Origin of the sequence: Moorena producens PAL-8-15-08-1, assembly GCF_001767235.1 — a bacterium.
In the GTDB taxonomy this organism is placed as follows: domain Bacteria; phylum Cyanobacteriota; class Cyanobacteriia; order Cyanobacteriales; family Coleofasciculaceae; genus Moorena; species Moorena producens_A.
In genome coordinates, this window is record NZ_CP017599.1 from 9251674 (window position 1) to 9272456 (window position 20783).

Annotated in this window: 22 protein-coding genes and 1 pseudogene; 14 read left to right on the forward strand and 9 right to left on the reverse strand. The window is 43.5% G+C overall.

Features of this window, described 5'->3' with window-relative positions:
- Window positions 1–18: 18 nt before the first annotated feature.
- From BJP34_RS33915 to BJP34_RS33930, 4 genes are all read left to right on the forward strand, one after another.
- A complete protein-coding gene (locus BJP34_RS33915) occupies window positions 19–765 on the forward strand; it encodes an SOS response-associated peptidase (RefSeq protein WP_070396135.1) in 747 nt (248 codons plus the stop codon).
- Window positions 740–1315 carry a Uma2 family endonuclease gene (locus BJP34_RS33920; RefSeq protein WP_070396136.1) on the forward strand — a complete coding sequence of 192 codons (576 nt, stop codon included), beginning with the start codon at window positions 740–742 and terminating at the stop codon, window positions 1313–1315. The genes BJP34_RS33915 and BJP34_RS33920 overlap by 26 nt, the downstream gene beginning before the upstream one ends.
- 276 nt (window positions 1316–1591) lie before the next feature.
- Window positions 1592–2167 (forward strand): Uma2 family endonuclease, encoded by a 576-nt coding sequence (locus BJP34_RS33925; protein ID WP_070396137.1) that lies wholly within the window; start codon window positions 1592–1594, stop codon window positions 2165–2167.
- Between the two features lie 87 nt (window positions 2168–2254).
- Window positions 2255–2557, forward strand: a complete 303-nt coding sequence (locus BJP34_RS33930; protein ID WP_070396138.1) for a hypothetical protein — start codon at window positions 2255–2257, stop codon at window positions 2555–2557.
- Here BJP34_RS33930 and BJP34_RS33935 read toward each other — a convergent pair.
- Window positions 2535–2969, reverse strand: a complete 435-nt coding sequence (locus BJP34_RS33935) for a helix-turn-helix domain-containing protein (RefSeq protein WP_070396139.1) — start codon at window positions 2967–2969, stop codon at window positions 2535–2537. The genes BJP34_RS33930 and BJP34_RS33935 overlap by 23 nt on opposite strands.
- Between BJP34_RS33935 and BJP34_RS38120 the strand changes: the two genes are divergently transcribed.
- Window positions 2956–3183: a hypothetical protein gene (locus BJP34_RS38120; RefSeq protein WP_149031332.1), complete on the forward strand. Its 228-nt coding sequence runs from the start codon at window positions 2956–2958 to the stop codon at window positions 3181–3183. The genes BJP34_RS33935 and BJP34_RS38120 overlap by 14 nt on opposite strands.
- Before the next feature lie 197 nt (window positions 3184–3380).
- Here the strand turns inward: BJP34_RS38120 and BJP34_RS33940 are convergent, their stop codons facing one another.
- Entirely contained in the window at window positions 3381–5117 is a 1737-nt protein-coding gene (locus BJP34_RS33940; protein WP_070396140.1) for a glycosyltransferase family 39 protein, read from the reverse strand.
- Between the two features lie 581 nt (window positions 5118–5698).
- Between BJP34_RS33940 and BJP34_RS33945 the strand changes: the two genes are divergently transcribed.
- The 3 genes from BJP34_RS33945 (at window position 5699) to BJP34_RS33955 (ending at window position 8824) form a co-directional block, all read left to right on the forward strand.
- Window positions 5699–6649, forward strand: coding sequence for a class I SAM-dependent methyltransferase (locus BJP34_RS33945; protein WP_070396141.1), 951 nt, complete (start codon window positions 5699–5701; stop codon window positions 6647–6649).
- Between the two features lie 939 nt (window positions 6650–7588).
- On the forward strand, window positions 7589–7885 hold the full coding sequence (locus BJP34_RS33950) for an AAA-like domain-containing protein (RefSeq protein WP_083305490.1): 297 nt from the start codon (window positions 7589–7591) through the stop codon (window positions 7883–7885).
- A 48-nt stretch (window positions 7886–7933) separates the two neighbouring features.
- Entirely contained in the window at window positions 7934–8824 is an 891-nt protein-coding gene (locus BJP34_RS33955) for a hypothetical protein (protein ID WP_070396143.1), read from the forward strand.
- Between the two features lie 373 nt (window positions 8825–9197).
- On the opposite strand, the gene BJP34_RS41735 is transcribed toward BJP34_RS33955, so the two are convergent.
- Window positions 9198–9380 carry a hypothetical protein gene (locus BJP34_RS41735; RefSeq protein ID WP_149031333.1) on the reverse strand — a complete coding sequence of 61 codons (183 nt, stop codon included), beginning with the start codon at window positions 9378–9380 and terminating at the stop codon, window positions 9198–9200.
- 330 nt (window positions 9381–9710) lie between these two features.
- On the opposite strand from BJP34_RS41735, the gene BJP34_RS33960 reads away from it, so the two are divergent.
- The 3 genes from BJP34_RS33960 (at window position 9711) to BJP34_RS33965 (ending at window position 10831) form a co-directional block, all read left to right on the forward strand.
- Window positions 9711–10112 (forward strand): hypothetical protein, encoded by a 402-nt coding sequence (locus BJP34_RS33960; RefSeq protein ID WP_070396144.1) that lies wholly within the window; start codon window positions 9711–9713, stop codon window positions 10110–10112.
- A gap of 285 nt (window positions 10113–10397) precedes the next feature.
- Window positions 10398–10514: an element excision factor XisH family protein gene (locus tag BJP34_RS38125; RefSeq protein WP_083305491.1), complete on the forward strand. Its 117-nt coding sequence runs from the start codon at window positions 10398–10400 to the stop codon at window positions 10512–10514.
- Window positions 10502–10831 carry a XisI protein gene (locus BJP34_RS33965; RefSeq protein WP_070396145.1) on the forward strand — a complete coding sequence of 110 codons (330 nt, stop codon included), beginning with the start codon at window positions 10502–10504 and terminating at the stop codon, window positions 10829–10831. The genes BJP34_RS38125 and BJP34_RS33965 overlap by 13 nt, the downstream gene beginning before the upstream one ends.
- A gap of 12 nt (window positions 10832–10843) precedes the next feature.
- Here the strand turns inward: BJP34_RS33965 and BJP34_RS33970 are convergent, their stop codons facing one another.
- The 4 genes and pseudogenes from BJP34_RS33970 to BJP34_RS33990 form a co-directional block, all read right to left on the reverse strand.
- On the reverse strand, window positions 10844–11077 hold the full coding sequence (locus BJP34_RS33970; RefSeq protein ID WP_149031334.1) for a hypothetical protein: 234 nt from the start codon (window positions 11075–11077) through the stop codon (window positions 10844–10846).
- Between the two features lie 124 nt (window positions 11078–11201).
- Entirely contained in the window at window positions 11202–11816 is a 615-nt protein-coding gene (locus BJP34_RS33980; protein ID WP_149031335.1) for a hypothetical protein, read from the reverse strand.
- 283 nt (window positions 11817–12099) lie between these two features.
- Window positions 12100–12594 (reverse strand): annotated as a pseudogene (locus BJP34_RS33985) (Uma2 family endonuclease).
- A gap of 233 nt (window positions 12595–12827) precedes the next feature.
- Window positions 12828–14072: an ArsB/NhaD family transporter gene (locus BJP34_RS33990; RefSeq protein WP_229424161.1), complete on the reverse strand. Its 1245-nt coding sequence runs from the start codon at window positions 14070–14072 to the stop codon at window positions 12828–12830.
- A gap of 206 nt (window positions 14073–14278) precedes the next feature.
- Between BJP34_RS33990 and BJP34_RS33995 the strand changes: the two genes are divergently transcribed.
- Window positions 14279–17353: a plasmid replication protein, CyRepA1 family gene (locus BJP34_RS33995; RefSeq protein WP_324610992.1), complete on the forward strand. Its 3075-nt coding sequence runs from the start codon at window positions 14279–14281 to the stop codon at window positions 17351–17353.
- Window positions 17354–17553: 200 nt separating this feature from the next.
- On the opposite strand, the gene psbU is transcribed toward BJP34_RS33995, so the two are convergent.
- A complete protein-coding gene (gene psbU / locus BJP34_RS34000; protein WP_070396149.1) occupies window positions 17554–18015 on the reverse strand; it encodes a photosystem II complex extrinsic protein PsbU in 462 nt (153 codons plus the stop codon).
- A 469-nt stretch (window positions 18016–18484) separates the two neighbouring features.
- On the opposite strand from psbU, the gene BJP34_RS34005 reads away from it, so the two are divergent.
- A complete protein-coding gene (locus BJP34_RS34005; protein WP_070396150.1) occupies window positions 18485–19123 on the forward strand; it encodes a peroxiredoxin in 639 nt (212 codons plus the stop codon).
- Here BJP34_RS34005 and BJP34_RS45185 read toward each other — a convergent pair.
- Window positions 19113–19298, reverse strand: a complete 186-nt coding sequence (locus tag BJP34_RS45185; protein WP_158517632.1) for a hypothetical protein — start codon at window positions 19296–19298, stop codon at window positions 19113–19115. The genes BJP34_RS34005 and BJP34_RS45185 overlap by 11 nt on opposite strands.
- A 192-nt stretch (window positions 19299–19490) precedes the next feature.
- Here BJP34_RS45185 and BJP34_RS34010 point away from each other — a divergent pair, with 192 nt between their 5' ends.
- Window positions 19491–20477 carry a cysteine synthase A gene (locus BJP34_RS34010; RefSeq protein WP_070396151.1) on the forward strand — a complete coding sequence of 329 codons (987 nt, stop codon included), beginning with the start codon at window positions 19491–19493 and terminating at the stop codon, window positions 20475–20477.
- Window positions 20478–20783: the final 306 nt, after the last annotated feature.

Below are 20783 nucleotides of genomic sequence, written 5' to 3' on the forward strand. Positions count from 1 at the left end.
TACTAAATCACGTCCAGTATGTGTGGTAGATTCACCCTGACAACTATAGGGTTAAGCGTAGCGCGAGCTTTTAATTTAGATGATGTACCAACCCAAGAGGCTCGGTACAATATTGCCCCTACTCAGCTGGTAGCAACAGTCTTAAACCCCTCAAACGATAGCGAGCGACAATGGCAATTGTTTCGTTGGGGTTTAATTCCTAGTTGGGCAAAGGATATTAAAATTGGTGCAAAGCTGATTAATGCTAGAGCAGAAACGGTAGCAGAAAAGCCAGCATTTCGTAGTGCATTCCGTCGTCGGCGTTGCTTGGTTGTAGCGGATGGTTTTTATGAGTGGCGAAGAAAAGATGGCAAGAAGCAACCGTTGTATTTCCAGAGGAAAGATAAGCGTCCGTTTGCTTTTGCAGGACTTTGGGATCGTTGGAAAAATCCAGCGGGTGAGATAATTGCTTCTTGTACAATTATAACCACAGTAGCTAATGACCTTATCAGTCCGATTCATGATCGGATGCCAGTCATATTAGAACCTAGGGATTATGATTTCTGGCTGCATAATCAGGTAAGTCAACGGGAGCTATTGCAGCCACTACTGATTCCCTATGATGCCGAAAAGATGAGTGTTTATCCCGTTAGTACTACTGTGAATAATGTCAGAAATAATAGTCCTGAGTGTATCATCCCTGTGGAAATTGATCATAAGTCCAATAGTCCCTACCATTCTACCTACATTTTAAATCACCATGACGGCTTTTACAGTAAATTTTAATTCCATTATCCAACTGACCGATGACCAATTCTATCAGTTATGTCGAAATAACCCGGAGATTAAATTTGAGCGCAATGCTAAGGGAGAAGTGATTATTATGTCACCTACTGGGGGAGAAACTGGTAAACAAAATTTTGAACTAGCTACTGATTTTGGAATTTGGAATCGACAAGCTAAATTAGGAGTTTGTTTTGACTCTTCGACATGCTTTAAACTCCCTAATGGTGCTGACCGTTCTCCGGATGTAGCATGGATTAAACAACAACGCTGGGATTCACTTAAACCAGAGCAACGCCAGAAGTTTCCACCGATTTGCCCGGATTTTGTTCTAGAATTAATGTCTCCAAGTGATAGGTTAACGGTGACTCAAGCCAAGATGGAGGAATATCTAGCAAATGGGGTACGTCTGGGCTGGTTAATTAATCCTCAATCACGGCAAGTGGAAATTTATCGACCAGGACAAGTGGTGGAGGTGTTGGAGTCTCCTAAGACTTTATCAGGGGAGGAGGTTTTGCCTGGGTTTGTCCTAAATTTAAACTATCTTTGGTAAGCCTAAAATTTGTTTGGCGTTCGTGTAGCGATTATTTAAGAGAATCACTATTTTTTAATTGAGCAATAATTAAGCAATATTTACTGTTAAATCGGTTATATAAGTTTCGTTCGATAGCATTTATAAATTATATGTCAACATAGGAGCTGTTTTTTTATTATCCAATAAAACTCCTTAGCTCTTAACAATCTTGCCTTTTGCCTCTTGCCTCTTGCCTTTTGCCTTTTACTGAAATACGTGTGTTCAAATCTCAAATACAAAAGCTATATAATTACCATGACTGCTTTTACAGTAAATTTTAATTCCATTATCCAACTTACCGATGAGCAATTTTATCAGTTATGTCGAAATAACCCGGAGATTAAATTTGAGCGCAATGCCAAGGGAGAAGTGATTATTATGTCACCTACTGGCGGAGAAACTGGTAACCGTAATTCAGAAATAAATGCTGATTTTGTGATCTGGAATCGACGAACTAAGCTAGGTAAAGTTTTTGATTCATCGACATGCTTTAAACTCCCTAATGGTGCTGACCGTTCTCCGGATGTAGCGTGGATTCAACAAAAACGCTGGGATTCACTTAAACCAGAGCAACGCCAGAAGTTTCCACCGATTTGCCCGGATTTTGTGCTAGAATTAATGTCTCCAAGTGATAGGTTAACGGTGACTCAATCCAAGATGGAGGAATATCGAAAAAATGGGGTAAGTCTGGGCTGGTTAATTAATCCTCAACGACGGCAAGTAGAAATTTATCGACCAGGTCAAGTTGTGGAGGTGTTGGAGTCTCCTAAGAGTTTATCAGGGGAGGAGGTTTTGCCTGGGTTTGTCCTGGATTTACACTATCTTTGGTAAACCTAAAATTTTACTTTAGTTAATAATCACCTGCCCCTGGAATAATAATTTTTTAAACATTCAACACTAGTTTTCTAGAGGTCTGCTATGGGTCGTGCGTCAAAACTAAAACAACAACGTCGCCAAGAATCTCACGACGGTACTAACAGCACTTCATCCCGACCTAGGTACGTATTATTTGAATCCAAAAGTTCTAATTACCTAGCTTCATTAGAGTTATTAGGTGGGATGGAACGGTTAAATTGGTGTCCTCATCCAGGGGGAGCACTCAAATTTGATTCCTTCAGTCAAGCCCAAGCCAAAGCTAAGCGGATTGCTAAGCAAAGAGGATACAGCCTAGAAGTGGTTGAGCTTAATTCTAAACATGTTAATACTGACCAAAAACCTTAGTTACAACCTCCACATTAGGCTCAACCTCTATCCAAAGGGTGGCACCACCATTCTTGGGAGATTCGGGTCGATAGACTAACCGGGATGGCCCGCTGATTTCTACATAATGACAGTTGATATCGCGATTACCCCGTTTAACTGTAATCACTGGGTCTGTTGTATGGTTTGTTTCATTCTTGTGAAGTACTTCGGAGTTGAGGTAGATGTGAGTCAGGGATTTGCTGGGCTGTTTTCTCCAGGAGCCTTGTGGTCCTCGGCTACCGGGAACTATCTTGGGCATACCGTTATATAGGGGAATCCGCCAAAAGCGACCAACTTTTTCGGCTCCTTGAATTCTGCCCTCTTTTAGGAGTTGGCGAACTCGTTGAGGACAAATACCTAGAAGATAGGCAGCTTGGGTGGTATCTATCATGATCGGACAACTTACTCTAGCGCTATTAATTTATTCGGAAATATACCATACAATTACAGCAATTGCCAAGTTTTATAGGGAACAGGGAACAGGGAACAGGGAACAGGGAACAGGGAACAGGGAACAGGGAACAGGGAACAGGGAACAGGGAACAGGGAACAGGGAACAGGGAACAGGGAACAGGGAACAGAGACTATTAAGGATTAAGTATTAAGTATTAAGTATTAAGTATTAGGGATTAAGCCAGAAGTGTTGAATCGAGTAATAAACGTTTAGCAAAATGGCTGATGTCTGTGCAGGAAGTAGGATAAAAATAAGCAAAAATATCTTTAACTATACCAAATTATCGAAAACTATTTATTCCCTCTCCCCCCACACTTCCAACACTCCTCCCTGTGCCCATACTCTCCCCTATTCAATGCCCTCAGCCCCATGGTTCTGACAGTAATACCGTCGAAATCGATAACCAGGGACTTTAGATATAGATTGTTTATCCTTAATACAACCTTGGGCTTTTAACTCAACAGAGGCAGAAAAATTGACTACCCACAATTCTAAAGGTTTGGGCAGTTGAGCCACAGTTTTTTGTAGCGTTTCTGTAGCCACCCTTGGCTCGGTGTCTTTATGTGCCAAGAGAAACTGGGGTGAATTAATGGCAGCATCAACGACTTGGCGACGGTTCAATTCCCAAGCTAAGCCCATGATTTCTCCTGTTTGTTCATGGCTTTTGTGAACTGTGGCAATCAGGACTGGCAGGGATTGAGACTGGGAATCACTAATCTCTAACATTTTAGCGATCGCAAGATCCGGTCGATCGGCTTTTTGGTAACTCACATGGGATGCGACTATGACTCCACCTACCAATCCCATCAACAGGATTAGTGCTACCCATTGCTGATCTTTCCCTTGGGCAGCTCTCCAACAACTGGCAAAGCTTGCTGCTAGTAAGATAATTACGATGGGGAAGTAGACAAACTGGTAACGAGCGGCTAAGGTCAAATCAATGCCAAGACCGTAAGTGATTAACAAGAATAATGCGATCGCTCCCACCACGAAACCGCCTAGAACCTGAGTCATGACCTTAGTCTGGGAGTGTAAGCTCTGAATTCTGAGTCCTCGACGCAACAGTTGCACGATCAAGAGCACCAATATTACTGTTACTAGTCCAGAGGCGACCATAATCGGTAGGGATTGCCCTTCTACTGGCAGCATCACGACCATGGTGATCATCCAAGACAAGAGTCTAGCTAACGGTTCGAGCAAATTGCTCAGGGTTGTGTCTTGGTGAACCCACTCTGTCAAACGATTACTGGAGGGGCGTGGCAAAATTGGCAGCCAAACTAAGACTCCCATTAATGTCCCGAGCGCCACTGCGTAAATTCGCCACCAGTACTTCCAAGAAAACACTGAACCCCCTGACCGAATCCGCAACCCAAGCATTACCACTCCTACAGCTGCGATCACGAGGACGAAAAAGTAATGGACAGCTATGCCCAAGCTATTGACAATAATCCAGATTAATGCTATGTAAATCGGCAAGGGAGTCTGCTGTCGAAGCGATCGCGTAGCGTACACTAAACAACTGACTGAAGCGATAACCAATAGAATCCCTAAAGTGTAGTGTCGAGCTTCTTGAGCCAGATAGATGCCATAGGGTGAAACAGCCATCAGTGCTGCTGCGAAGTGACCCACCAGGGAAGAGCGAAACCCTAACCAACCTAACCCAAACATGGCTGGAATGGAAATTACTCCCAGTAGGACACTTAAGGATCGCGCTAGCCACAGGGATACCAATTTACCATGGGCTGGAAACAGCTTCAGCCACAGATGGGTGAGGACGAAGTACAGTGGTGGGTGATTACTCTCCGTGATTAGGTTATTAATAACGGAATTGATGCTAGCACTAGAGTTTGGTTTCAGGGGAGCTAAGAGGGTATCTGAGGTAATCACCTGATCCAGCGGTACGCTCCGAAAACTATTGCCCAGGCTAAACACTAGGGTGGCAAATTCATCTGACCAGGGGGGTTTTCCGGCCAGATAGGTAAACCGTAAACCTGCTGCGATCGCTATCCACACCAGCAGTAATAGAACTATGACCCAACTACTCCAGCTTTTGTCCACTTGGGATTTTGGGTTGTTAAGAATCATTAGCCATTAATTCTATTTGTAGGTAGGAATAAACGTAACGTTCTCCCACACGGAAGAACGCGGGAGCGTGGTAGCCCCATGATTTTAATCCGGGGTGGAAACGCGACACGGCAGGTGAGGGATTGCTCACCTGCCGTGGTATAATGAAGAAGTGAGTAAGGATAAACGCCTACGTGATGAAGCGATTCTAGTACCGGAGAAATACCGACCCTCAATGATTGCATTGCGTTAATCCTCTTGTGAACGGGTAAATAATTGCAGATCGCAGAGCGTATCGTACTGACAATTGTGGTAGTACCCGGAAAGCCTAATTTTCTCTTAAAAAAGTAGCGGGAACTGTCAAAATTAAATTGGCAGAACTCAGTAGGGGCGCTTTGACTACGCCTGTAAGAGTTCTTTTATGGACTCTTAACTAATCCCCGTCTTTTTAAAGCGGGGAGAGTCAATACTTCATTATCGTTGACCCCACTGTATAGTTACTTTAACTGAAATCGGTGCTGGGGCAGAGCAATAATACCGCGCAATCATACCGCTATGAAATAATTAGATGAGCTAATCATTGGGATAATTTTTGAATACTGATGAAGACCAAGCTCAAACCAGACTGGGCCGGGGATGACTTACTCTCCCGGTTCGTTAATCTGTTGATCGACACCAAGCCGATCTACAAGGTGATGCAACACCAGGCCAGACAGGTGCTAATTAAAACCGCAGAAAAAAATGGGATTGAGTGGCGGAAAAACTACCAGGAGTTAGAAAAATCAGGAGCGAAGACCTTACTATCCGAGATTACTAACCCTAGCCTAGTCTACCCAGACTACTACAAAGTCCCTTTCCATGCTTATGACCAGGGAAACCTATGCTGGGAAGCTGCCTTTGAAGCTGGCAGTGCTACCCACGCTATGGGGTTGAGGGTTTGGCGCGAAGAAAAACTCACTTGGCTTTCGGCACAAGAACGATTACGAAGTAGTTTTCATAAAGTACTAGGACAATATAATCCCGAGATAGTCACAGATGTCCTAGACATTGGCTGCTCAGTGGGCATATCTACCTTAACGCTACACCACTACTACTCCAGGATCACAAAGGGCAAAATCCGCACAGTTGGGTTAGACTTATCCCCTTATATGCTGGCTGTGGCCAAGACCATGGATGAGACAGCAGAAATATCAGAATGGATCCATGGCAAAGGAGAGGACACCGGTTTACCCGACAATTCATTTGATGTGGTCACGTTACAGTTTGTGATCCACGAACTACCGCGCCAAGCAACAGAGGAAATTTTTTCGGAAGTGCTACGGATTCTACGACCTGGTGGCTGCCTTGGTGTTGTAGACAATAATCCTGCCTCCCCAGTCATCCAGAATCTGCCCCCTGCACTGTTTGTGTTGATGAAAAGTACAGAACCTTGGAGTGATGACTACTACAGCTTTGATGTGGAAGGGGCGATGATTAAGGTTGGTTTTGACTATCAGACTACGGTAGCCAGCGATCCTCGTCACCGCACTATTATTGCTACAAAACCTGGTTGAGGTGAGTGTGGGTTGTAGCAATTCCTTTTGATGCTGTGGCTAATAGTGATAATTACGAGTCAATCCCAAACTAGTCCATTTGGGATTGACTCGCTGTTTGCAGCTTCCTGTGCCGTTCAAAGGTGCTGTAAAAACAACCCAGTTAGGTTATATAAGTAAGGATATGAAAAAATAAGTAGAATTTTAATAAATTTATCATGAAGACTAGCCAAATTTTTTGAAAGCTTTTTTAAACTAAATGTGAAAATTTGGTGAATTGTAAAAAAAAAGTAAAAATCTTGTGAATTAAGTCCAGGTGGTTTTCGAGTATCCTAGTCTTGCCCAACCTGAGTTCGACATCACCAACTTTATCCAGGAGTCAGGAGCTTCGAGCTTCGAGTCAGTAGCCATAATAACTTAATTTTATAGTTAATTTGGAATTAATCAGAGTTTAATGGGCAATTAAGCTATGTATTCTCCCAATAACGTCTGAATTATTCTCCTGAATTCTGAATTATGTCTCCTATCTTCTCAAAACACCAGCCAATTTCTTACATAAAACTGAGGTTGATCAAGACCTATTGCCCAAGACCTATTGCCCAAGAGCTATTGTTCATACTGGTATTTTGGCATCAACAGGTTTGGGGTAGACTCAAATCTAATCTCTTTCTCCTTTCCCCTTTCCCCTGACAACTGCGCCGAAGTCTAATAAGCGCCCAAAGCAGGTTAGGCCAAAGCAGGGGCAGAATTTAGGGCAGCACTATGGTATTGATTGGACTAATAGCAGTCAAACCCAATTGCACTAATAGCCATGGGAGGAGGAGATCGAGATCTGGTCAGCCTTGGCCTTTATCACCTTTCTCGTCAGAGAGATAACATAAAAGAAGTTCTTGCAAGCAGCACCTACACTAGGAGGTGCGACCCAAGGGCGGTTTACTCGCCCGCTTAAGGCGCGCACCTATGGAAATTTATAGCCACCATCTACGAGGTCTTCTGGTTATGATCACAGATCTGTCCCCATTGGGATCAGGACTGAAACAAGTTGTTAGGACTAATCAGGGGGTGTCGATAGAACGGATTACTGGCTATCAGCAGGTGCGACCCATGGCTAATTTAATTCTTCATGGGTCAAGCGCACCTATAGAAAGTATGGGGTTGGTGACACTCGATGGCAATCAGGCGAAGCCAAGCTGTCAGTTGTATGGTATCTATTTTCGTCTTGCAGTTGCCAGGGAACTTATTCGAGCCATTTCCTAGATTTCTTTAGATGTCTTTTGTAAAGAACATAAACAATCAGTTTTAATTATGTCAGAAATTCTAACACTAATCAAAAAACCAGAAATTCCCAGGAAATTAGTAAAACCATCTCAACCAATTGAACTAATTCAGCCATCAGAACCAAAGTTTATGGCTGTTGGGGTTATAACTGGTGAGGTGGATTTGTCGGAAAAAATTCCTACCATTACCATCCAGGGTAAGGCTTACCCACTCTTTTTCCTGCTTAAGCACAACCGGAAAAGGTATGTGCTGGATATTCTCAAGGGGCACATCGAGGCCGGAAACCGAGAGCATCGCCTCGTGGTATATCCTAAGCCGATCCACTTCCCAGACAGGAACAAATTCCAGGATATCCGGTTTGAGGTAATTGGGATTTTACAGGAAGACAGACCCCATGCTTGGGCTGAAGCGATTGGCAATGGGTATTTCATCTTGGCGGGATTGTGGCAGTTTATTCCTGTTTGTAAAGTACCCTGTGTGTCAGTTTTTAGGAACCACAGTGAACAATTAGTGAACTATCTCAAAACTCACCAGGCTACAGAAAGAACTCGGGTACTCAAAGCTGGTCACTGTCCATTATTCTGGCGCGACTCCTCGGTCAAACCATTCCGATTCAATCCTAAGCTCAAGGAGCAGGGCAAGCCAAAATTCATCCAGGTCAAAGCCCGATTCCTTCCCCACAAAAATGCCTTCGCGTTTGTAGAAGAATTGGCACCCCCAATGGATCAGGCTCCACGGTTCTGCAAGGTTCGGAAAGAAGATAAGCAGGAAGCCTTGGCCGAAGCTAAGAGAAGAGCTGCTGAAATGGCGGAAAAAAAAGCTGCTGAAATGGCGGAAAGTCCTGAAAATACTGAAAAAATAGCTTCTGAACGTCCTGAAAAAATAGCTGCTGAAATTCCTGAAAGTGCTGAAAGTTGAGTACTTCTATTCAAAATACCAACTCTGCTCAGTACCAACCCAACTCCCAGTCGAGCCGTTGAGACTTTACTGCTGAGGTGTTTGGTGCTGGCAAGGCTGGTAGGGTGATAGTTAAGATTTCAGCAGAGGTCAGGTAAGCTAGCGCTGCAGGATAACTTGCTTGCTTGCTTGAGTGACTATATACTTTCCATAGCTTAACTATAGCGCTATAATAAACGATTAACTATAGCGTTTTTCACTTAGGTTCGGTACATTTTTATAGAAAGCAGGGAGCAGGGAGCAGGGAACACTGATAGGAATTATTTGAGCAAGGACTTTACTTAATCTAGCCAATCATTGAAAATAATAAGTTAGGATTAGAAATTAACTTATTTTATTCAGGTTTAGGGTATTGCTTTGACAAGGATGCGATCGCCTTTGGCGGAAGCTGAGGCCTTTGGCCACGCTTCGCGTTCGCGAAGCGTCGGCTTTGCCGAAACGCTTCATCGCGTAGCGTAGCCCTTCGGGCTAATCGCAACTGCCTTTGTTGGTACTTTTCTGTAAAAAAGCGAAGCATCCGCAGTTTTTGTACTTAAGAGTAATTATCTCTGATTATCTTCTATTTTCTTGACAATTAAATATCCCTGCTCTTAGAATCGCGGATGGCGCAGGAGTTCTTGACCCGAATTCCACTCTTTTCCAAAGTGCGATGGGGCAGTAAACCTGAGTATTCCTGAATTTCCGGGAACCAGAAGCCACAAGGAGACCCTATGGTTCAGTCTTTCAAGTGCTCAATCCAAATTGACCAGGCCTTAAGGGGATGGCAAACTTGAGGGTCTCCATAATCTCGACCGTCCTGTCCCTTTAACATCAGGCCAAAATTCGGAAAATCATTAATTCAAACATCATGCTAAGTACACCATTCAACCGCTTCAAGCCAGCTGCTCTTCCCTTGAAAAAAGCACTCTCAAGACTAGCACTCGGTCTGGCGACCCTGCTCTTTGCCGCAGTGGCAGTATTCTGTGTCACAGCTCCCACGGCTTTAGCAGCAACGGTAGAACCATTGCATGGAATAAACATCACTGAAAAAGGTGTCACGATCCTAGTGACGAGCAACGGCTGCACGCAGAAAGAGGACTTCACAACCATATTGGCAAAATCCCAGCCTCCCATTGCTACCTTCATCCGCCTGAAACCGGATTTTTGTAAAGGTGTTTCCCGTCCCGTCACGATTCAGTTCTCGCTGTCGGAAGTGGGAGCGAAAGAGTTTAAAGTGGCCAATCTGTTTGAACCTGGTCCCAGATTTTAGCGCCGGAAGTTCTTAAAACAGGACTCTAAGTCGAAAAAAATGTCACAAACTGCCTGGTGAGATCGTTTTAGTTATAGAGGGAAATAGCTAAGTTTGGGGTAGGTGAGTGTCACCAAGACGAGTTAAACAAGGTTTAACTCTTACCCTATGGTCTCAATTTAATAATTCCGCTCAAATTCCTCCCGATGCTGACGTTACGGTAGAGCGCGGGAGGAATTTTTTATATTGATATCAGTTATAATAAATCTTAAAAAGCCTAAGTCATTTCCAATTGCCTACCTGTCTATGCCAGCCAAGGATATTTTTCACAACACCGTTCGGTTAGCCCTAGAAAAATATAGCTGGGTGATCACCAAAGATACTTTACACATCAAAGTTGCTAGAACGGCATGGAAACCTTAAACTATCATGAATTAGTCCAAAAAATCCTGAAAACCCACGCTATCAACCTTAACGATGATCAGACAGAAGTTCAAATGATTTTTGATAGTGAGCGCAATCATTATTTACTGATGGTAGTGGGTTGGTATGACCAACGACGGGAATATGGAAGCTTAATTCATATTGATATAAAAGATAATAAAATTTGGATTCAGAGTGATGGCACTGAAGTTGGAGTAGCTAATGAATTAGTTGAAGCAGGAGTTCCCCAAAAGCATATAGTTTTAGGGTTTAAATCTCCCTTCAAAAGGCAATTTACTGCATATGCTCACCAGTAAGCTGGTCTTGATTTAAATTATAGTCTTGTGACAGTTCTGTAGGGTGGGCAAGTTTAGTAGGGTGGGCAAAAAGTAATAGAGTTTTTTCATTAAGCTGATCGGCGATAAATTTTTGCCCACCATCATTAACTGTGGGTTGGCTAGAGTTTGGTGGGCAAAAAGTAATAGAGTTTTTCCATAAGCTGATCGGCGATAAATTTTTGCCCACCCTACCATTATGGGCAAAAAGTAATAGAGTTTTTCCATAAGCTGATCGGCGATAAATTTTTGCCCACCATCATTAACTGTGGGTTGGCTAGAGTTTGGTGGGCAAAAAGTAATAGAGTTTTTCCATAAGCTGATCGGCGATAAATTTTTGCCCACCCTACCATTATGGGCAAAAAGTAATAGAGTTTTTCCATAAGCTGATCGGCGATAAATTTTTGCCCACCATCATTAACTGTGGGTTGGCTAGAGTTTGGTGGGCAAAAAGTAATAGAGTTTTTCCATAAGCTGATCGGCGATAAATTTTTGCCCACCCTACCATTATGGGCAAAAAGTAATAGAGTTTTTCCATAAGCTGATCGGCGATAAATTTTTGCCCACCATCATTAACTGTGGGTTGGCTAGAGTTTGGTGGGCAAAAAGTAATAGAGTTTTTCCATAAGCTGATCGGCGATAAATTTTTGCCCACCCTACCATTATGGGCAAAAAGTAATAGAGTTTTTTCATTAAGCTGATCGGCGATAAATTTTTGCCCACCATCATTAACTGTGGGTTGGCTAGAGTTTGGTGGGCAAAAAGTAATAGAGTTTTTCCATAAGCTGATCGGCGATAAATTTTTGCCCACCCTACCATTATGGGCAAAAAGTAATAGAGTTTTTTCATTAAGCTGATCGGCGATAAATTTTTGCCCACCATCATTAACTGTGGGTTGGCTAGAGTTTGGTGGGCAAAAAGTAATAGAGTTTTTCCATAAGCTGATCGGCGATAAATTTTTGCCCACCCTACCATTATGGGCAAAAAGTAATAGAGTTTTTCCATAAGCTGATCGGCGATAAATTTTTGCCCACCATCATTAACTGTGGGTTGGCTAGAGTTTGGTGGGCAAAAAGTAATAGAGTTTTTCCATAAGCTGATCGGCGATAAATTTTTGCCCACCCTACCATTATGGGCAAAAAGTAATAGAGTTTTTCCATTAAGCTGATCGGCGATAAATTTTTGCCCACCCTACCATTATCGCTTCAATCCAATAGCCAACTAAACAAATCTCCCACAGTAATGCTTAATTACCTAGCAAAGGATGGCACATAAAGTTGCTCATATGATTTATCAAACACTTCCATCTGCTGTTTTGGACGATAAACGAAAACGGTTTGCTCTTCTGGATCAATCAACCAGCCCATTGCCGTACCATAGGTTAAACAATGGAGAATATTCTTTGTCAGCTTAGTTTGACTTTGGTCAGGTGAAAGAATCTCAATTGTCCAATCAGGCGCTGCCTGGAAAACATTGGCAATTTCGCCATTGTCATCACGAGGAATTCTCTGGGAAACAAACACAGATACATCCGGAACGGTTGACCGTCCACCAAAAGTACACCGAAGTTCTGGAAAAGCACGAGCAATTCGTTCTTGCTTCACTACTAGATTAATAGCAGTAACTAATTCCCCTTGAATTGTGCTGTGTTTTCCCTGTGGCGTTGGTTTCTGAATAATTTTTCCATCAATGTACTCACTAGCAGGTTTAGTTTATGGTAGTGTTATAAACGCTTCCAATGACACTAGTTTATATTTTTTTTATGGATAGTTTTGAGTAATCATTGCTAATGGCAAAAAACTCGATGTAATTCCTATCTATAGTCTATAAAATTTTTAGTTACAACGTTTTTAATAACTATGATGTACACAGTATTCTTTCCCTATTCCCTATTTACTGCTCCCTGCTCCCTGCTCCCTGCTCCCTGCTCCCTGCTCCCTAAAAAATGTACCTGACCTAATTGACAAGCGCTATATCCTTAAGCAATTAACCAGGGTAACCAAATTGCTAAACTCAGCAAGCTGATAAATAAAACTGGCATGGTAAGAATAAAAGTTAAGCGAATATAATAAATCCAACTTATTTGGAGTCCTCTAAAAGCCAATACATTCAACCAAAGTAGGGTTGATAGACTCCCTAAAGGAGTAATTTTTGCTCCTAAGTTGCAGCCAATTAAATTACCATATATCATCACTTCTTTGATAGCTGGATCAATATCCGTAATGCTTTCTATTGCCTTAGCATTCAGCAGTAGTGTTGGGAAATTGTTGAGTACACTGGCAAGAAATGTGGCTAGGAAACCACTACCACTAGCTGCTAAAGTGAGTCCCCAATTAGAAAGGATTTCCAACCGCTGGCTCAACAGAGCAGTTATGCCCAGATTGTCCAAACCGATGCCGAATAGAAACAGCACTAGGATAAGTAAAATAATTCGCCATGGCAGTTGACGTGCTAGCTGTAAGATATAGCTAAGTCTACTAGTCCGACCGTTAAAGGAACGTGCTGCTAATGCCACCATCACTAAAGCTGCCATAGCAGCAATCCAGGCAATGGGGAAATTTAGGACTTTTGCGAACAAGTAACCAATTAGGAGTAGTCCTAAAATAGGAAAAGTCAATTTAAAGATTAAGGAATCTCGAATCGCACGATTAGGTGGTGGTAGACGGGCAAGGTTATAGGTCAGGGGGATTTCGGGTTCAAAATAGAACCAGAGAATGATGATACTAGTAGCTATTGTGGCAACGGTTACTGGCAACATCACCATCACATAGCGCAACCAAGAAATCTGTAAATAATCAACATAAATCAGATTTACTGGATTACTCATCGGCAGTAGCAAGCTAGCGGCATCGGTAATAAAACCACTAGTAAATACAAATGCCAGAGTAGCTTTGGCACTAAAGCCAAGCAGCAGCAAAATTTCCATGACAGCAGCTGTCCAGACTATGGTCGTGGCCACGTTAGTAAACACATTGCTCAATAACATCCCGACTAGGATCACTAAGGAGAAAAGCAAATGGCCACGACCACATCCCCAATTAGCTATGTGAAGCGCTAACCACCGAAACCAACCTGCTTGACCTAAACTTAGGGCAAGACTAATTAGAGCAATGAGGGTGAAAGTGGCGTTTCCAACTCTCGCCCAGACTATGGGAATATGGTGCAATAGCAAAGGGAACAGGGAATAGGGAGTAGGGAGTAGGGAGTAGGGAGTAGGGAACAAAAATTATCACAATTCCTACACGGATCCCGATATAACTAATAACTAATGACTGGTAATCCGATGGTAGGGATCAGTGATCATTTTATGGTACTATCAACCTTCAAGGGTCAACTGTAAACAAAATCTAAACCATTAAGTAAAATCAACTATTAGGTCACAAATAGTGGTATATTCCTTAAGTTAAAGATTAAACCACTAGATATAGCGTGACCTCTGCCAGAGTCTTCCCCAAACCCATAAACCATATCCAGGAGTGGACAGCTAGTAGTGTTGATGAACAGCTGACTCGCCTCAATGTAAGGTCTCTCGAAGGCTCTAGCCCATTTGAGTATCTCTTCTATTCCGACTCCCTGCCCAGACGCAATGATGGTCGATTGCTAAACTCGATTCTGGAACGCTATCAACACCTCGAACAAGGGGGATGGTGGTGTTCTGGTATTGACTTGCTTACTGGTCAGGAAGATATTTGGGGCTGTTTCAAACCTAGCCAACCCCGTCAGAGTGGGGAAACTAGGAAGCTAATAAAATATGAACATCCCCCCAAAACCCCCACAGGCTTGTTTGCTCTGCGAGTACCTTTGCACCTGTGGCAAGGGATTGCTGAGCGCAATGATTTGACTATTCTCCCCACAGACCTTGACCACAATCAACCCGATCTAGGGTTTTGGCAGTGGCTAATCTCTCACCCCTCGATTCCGTTGTGTATTACTGAGGGCGCTAAGAAAGCTGGAGCTTTACTGACTGCTGGTTACGCTGCGATCGCATTACCAGGAATTAATGGTGGGTATCGAATCCGTAGGGATGCCCAGGGAAATCGGATTGGCAAGTCTGACTTGATTCCTCAACTACGGAAACTAGCGACTCCGGACCGACCGATTTACATAGTCTTTGACCAAGACTCGAAACCGAATACCATCAAAGCTGTCAATGCTGCCATTCGTAGAATGGGATATCTGCTCAATCAAGCAGGTTGCCCTGTTAAGGTAATAACTTGGGATGCCCAGCTAGGCAAAGGGGTAGATGATTTAATTGCTGATCAAGGTCAGAAGACCTTTGAGCAAGTTTACCAACGAGCACTCCCCCTGGATACTTGGAAAGCTAAATCCCTAACCCAGCTCACCTATCGAGCTAACCTTAAAGTAAATTGCCGCTATCTGCAAGAACTTCCGATTCCGGATACAGCCCAACTGATTGGGATTAAATCCCCTAAGGGTACTGGAAAAACCCAACTACTGGAAAAAATTGTCTCTCAAGCCCTAGCCCGAAACCAATGGGTATTGGTGCTTGGTCATCGGGTGCGATTAGTAGAAGCATTGTGCCAACGCTTTGGCATCAAGTATATAACTGAGGTCAGGGATGACCAGAAGGAAGGGGTGTTAGGTTATGGTTTATGTCTCGACTCCTTGCATGGTAATTCTCAGGCTCGCTTCAATGCCGCTAACTGGTCTGATGGCGTAGTGATTATCGATGAAGTGGAGCAAGTGCTCTGGCATGGATTGAACTCTAGCACCTGTCAGAGTAATCGGGTTGCTATTCTCAAATCCCTGAAAACCCTAATCCAGAATGTCTTGGGGGGGTCTGGTCAAGTTTATATTGCGGATGCGGACTTGAGTGATATATCGATAGATTACTTACTGACCTTGTCTGGCGTTGACCTGGAACCCTTCATCATTGAGAATGACTGGAAACCGAACATTGACGGGTCCTGGCAAGTTCATAACTATACCGATAGCACACCAAAAAGACTAGTGCGAGAGCTAGAAGCACACATTGCTCAAGGAGGCAAACCCTTTGTGTGTCTTTCGGCTCAAAAACCGAAGAGCCAATGGGGTACTTGCACTCTAGAAGCTTACCTAAAAAAGCAATTTCCCGACCTCCGGATATTGCGCATTGATTCGGAATCCCTTGGTGAAACCAGTCATCCAGCCATGGGGTGTATCAATAAGCTGAACGATGTTTTAGGAGAGTATGACATTGTATTAGCTAGTCCTGCTATTGAAACGGGAGTGAGTATTGATCTGCGGGGACATTTCACCTCTGTGTGGTGTATTGCCCAAGGGGTGCAAGGAGAGAATAGTGTCAGACAAACCTTAGGGCGGATCCGAGAAAATCTACCCCGCTTCATCTGGGTAGCCCCTTATGGCTTTAATCGAGTGGGTAATGGCTCAAACTCTCTATCCTCACTGCTGGCATCTGGACAGCGTTTGACCCAAATGAATATTCGGTTGCTACAACAATCGGATTTCGATGCTGTGGATGATTTAGATACAGGCTTTCAAGCAGAATCCTTGATGTGCTGGGCTAAAATGGCTGTCCGCTTCAATGCGGCAATGGTGAGCTATAGGGAATCGGTGCTAGCAGGATTGCGTGCTGAAGGTCATCTGGTGATGGATGTTTCCCCAGCTAGTTCCACTAAAGCTGGGAAAAAGAAGTCTAAGGGTTCACCCCAAGCGGAAGAGTTGGGAGCACAGAATGCTCTGATGGCCGCGATTACTGAAGTTAGAGACCAAAACTATCAGGCTGAGTGTAATGCGATCGCATCTAGTCAAGACTTCAGTTATAGCCAATATCAAAACATTAGCAAACGCCTAGTCAAAAAACCATCCGAACGTCGCTCACTACGGAAGTACGATTTACAGCAGCGTTATCGCATCCCAGTCACACCAGAACTGGTACTCAAAGATGACCAAGGCTGGTATCAGCAGCTACGGCTCCATTATTTTCTTACCATCGGTCGGCAACATCTAGCAGAACGGGATGCTAAGGTAGCGCGACTGTTAATTGAGCAAGGTCAAGGGAGTATATTTCTACCGGATTTCAATCGTGCTGTGCTAGGAGCAATGATTGGTACCATGAAAGTTTTGGGGATACCAATCCTATTAGAAAATCTGGAACGAGAACTCAAAAATACTGATCAGGACTTGCAGGAGATGGCTGCGATCGCATTAGCAAACCGTTGTGCTATCAAAACCATCACCGGAATAGGACTAGCTAAAAAAGCAACTCCGATTGTTATTATCAGGCGCTTCTTAGATAAAATCGGTTATGGCTTGCAGTGTATTCGTTATCAGAGCCAAGGAAAAAAGCGGTTCAGAGTCTATCAGCTAGTTACTCCAGAAGATGGTCGCATGGAAGTGTTCCAGAGGTGGTTAGCTAGTGATGATCTGAGGTTAGGTAGTAGTCAGAGTTGGCTGGATAATGATTTATCCCCTAGGTCGGGTAACAGTCAGTCAGTGGATTCAGACAACAGTAATTATGTTCAATTGTGTTTGAATGTTTAGGGATAATCAATACAACTATCTGGGAGTTTATTACCCTAACGGACAAGCACGCACTGTAAACTATTCCAGCTAGTGTTTCTGCTCAGCTGAGTTAGAGCCCTTCAAAACCTAAAAAGATTGATCTAGCTAAGCGCTAAGCGCTTAGCTAGAAAAGCTTTATCTGGAGACAAAAAATTTAAAGCTAACCACCAATGGCGTTATTAGTACACGCCAGGATTAACGCGATCGTCGCCCGCATTATAAACTTCTGAGGTCTTAGTCACGGTAAAATTACCTTTATCAATTTGCTTTTGTAACTTTTTCTTCTGCTTTGCGCTGAGTCCCTCAATCTCCAGGACCTTTTCTACTGACTCGTAGGGAGCATTATCAGCAATCTTACGAGCCAAGGTTGGGTAGAATCCGCGATATTTGCGAAACTTACGCAAAGGAGTATTGTTCAGGTCAGTCTTCTTACCAAACTCCGTGCCTAACTTGCGATCAGCCGCATTGCTCTTCTTGGATGACCGAGCGATTAAAGCGGTAGATGAGGGCAACGTTAAGTTATTTAACGAAAATGTGTCTGCTGAAGACATAGGGGAAGCGATCGCATTTTGGGGTAAGCCCAAGCACCCCAAGCTAAGCACTAAAAGGCATAGCACTGCCAGATGAACCAATTTTCTCATCATAAAACTCCTTACTTACACAACACAGCACTAAGAGAAATTAATCTCTGTGGGTTTAGTTTAATTTTTGTTTCCTATCATCTCATAATATCGAAGTCCAGACACAAGACCTAAACTTTTTCCCGAAGACGGGGAGTTCCCACCCTAGTTCATTGACAAATATTGCTTTGTAAGCTATACGCTATCAGTTATCAGTTATCAGCTAAAGGCCTTTGGCCACGCTACGCGAACAGCTAATGCGCTACGCGCACCTTTAAATAAAATAAGCAACTCAAGTAGCATCAGCCTTGGCCATTGGCGAATGGCTGACCGCTGACCGCTGACCGCTGACCGCTGACCGCTGACCGCTGACCGCTGAATAACGAAGTCCTAAGCAAATCCTAAAATAGATCTAAAAGCTGACGGATAAACCTGACTTTTGTGGCACGATAACTATCCTGAGAAGAAAAAATAGCAACAGGATTTAGCCATGACTCTACGATTGGGGGATACCGTACCCGACTTTACTCAGAATTCTAGCGAAGGTGAGATTAACTTGTATGAATGGGCAGGAGATAGCTGGGTGGTGCTGTTTTCTCACCCAGCCGACTTCACCCCAGTTTGCACCACCGAGTTAGGTATGGTTGCTAAACTCAAGCCCGAATTTGAGAAGCGCAATGTTAAAGTGCTAGCCTTGAGCGTGGATGATGTTGACTCCCACAAAGGCTGGATTGGAGATATCAACGAAACCCAGACAACAACGGTCAACTACCCGATTTTGGCGGATCCAGATAAAAAGGTGTCTGACCTTTACGATATGATCCACCCCAACGCTGACAATACCCTAACCGTACGCTCTGTTTTCGTCATCGACTCACAGAAGAAATTGCGGTTAGTGTTAACCTACCCTGCTAGCACCGGTCGTAACTTTGACGAAATCCTGCGAGTGATTGACTCCCTACAGTTGACCGATGACTATAAAGTCGCTACTCCCGTTAACTGGAAAGACGGGGATGACTGCGTTATTGTACCATCCATCAAAGATCCAGAAGAGTTGAAGGAACGGTTTCCCAAAGGATATGAGGTAATTAAGCCCTATCTGCGGATGACACCCCAACCTAACAAGTAATATCAAGTTCAGTTGAATACCCATAATAAAAGTGTGGGGAGATGGGGAGATGGGGAGATGGGGAGATGGGGGAGATTTTTATTAAGCGATGCAGCAAGGGAACAGGGGAGCCAGTGCGGTCTTGGGGGTTTCCCCCATGAGCAACTGGCGTGGTTTCCCCCATGAGCGACTGCATCAAGACAGGGTAATTATCCTGACATGATATAAAATAATTATCAGGTCTGAAGGATGAAGGATTAAGGATTCTTCATCCTTCATTCTTAATTCTTCATTCTTAATTCTTCATTCTTAATTCTTCATTCTTAATTTTTCATTCTTAATTATTCATTCTTAATTCTTCATTCTTTATAATTTAAACTTGATTTAAATGGATATCAAAGCAGGTTTTGTTAACACAGTTGGGAATACACCACTTATTCGCTTAAACAGCTTTAGCGAAGAGACGGGTTGTGAAATCCTAGGGAAAGCGGAGTTTCTCAATCCAGGAGGTTCTGTAAAAGACCGAGCTGCCCTCTATATTATTAAAGATGCAGAAGAAAAAGGCTTACTCAAGCCTGGGGGTACAGTTGTTGAAGGAACCGCTGGCAATACGGGCATTGGTCTAGCCCATATCTGTAATGCTAAGGGATACAAGTGCCTGATTATTATTCCGGAAACTCAATCCCAAGAAAAAATGGATACCCTCAGAACCCTGGGAGCTGAAGTTCGCCCAGTGCCAGCAGTACCCTACAAAGACCCCAATAATTATGTAAAGCTTTCTGGACGCATTGCCCAAGAGATGGATAATGCCATCTGGGCGAATCAGTTTGATAATCTGGCAAACCGACAGGCTCATTATGAAACCACTGGGCCAGAACTGTGGCAGCAAACTGACGGGAAAATTGATGCTTGGGTCTCAGCAACTGGCACAGGTGGGACCTATGCAGGGGTGGCGATGTATTTGAAAGAAAAAAATCCTAACCTTCAATGTGTGGTGGCTGACCCCATGGGTAGCGGTTTGTACAGTTATGTCAAGACGGGTGTTATTAAACCGGAAGGTAACTCTATTACAGAAGGTATCGGTAACAGCCGTATTACTGGCAATATGGAAGGGGCTCCCATTGATGATGCCATTCAAATTGATGACCACGAATGTCTCCGGGTAGTTTACCAGTTGCTGAGCCGGGATGGATTATTTATGGGAGGGTCTGTCGGGATTAATGTCGGAGCTGCTGTTGCTCTGGCTAAACAAATGGGACCTGGTCATACAATTGTGACTGTGCTTTGTGATGGCGGTGGTCGTTATCAGTCACGGCTATTCAATCGGGAATGGTTGGGATCTAAAGGACTTTCTGTGGGTGATTGCACCTCTTGAGGAAAAAGGCTCAAGGGTCAGTAATCTTTGTAAGTATTCAGCCAATGGGAACGGGAAACGGGGAACAGGGAGCAGAAAGAAATCCTTGAAACTTGTTAGTGATCTTTAAGAGTAACACAAATAAAAACAAATAAAAGTACCCTTTCGAGTACTGTCACAGATGCAAGCAAACTTGGTATTCTAATTGATATGGATCAATATCAAGCCTTGCTCTGTGAGCACCTTGAGCACCTTAGGCACCACGGATGTCTCTAAAAAGACACCTACACACAATGGTGCCAATGCTTTCGTAAGCATTCAGCCGTC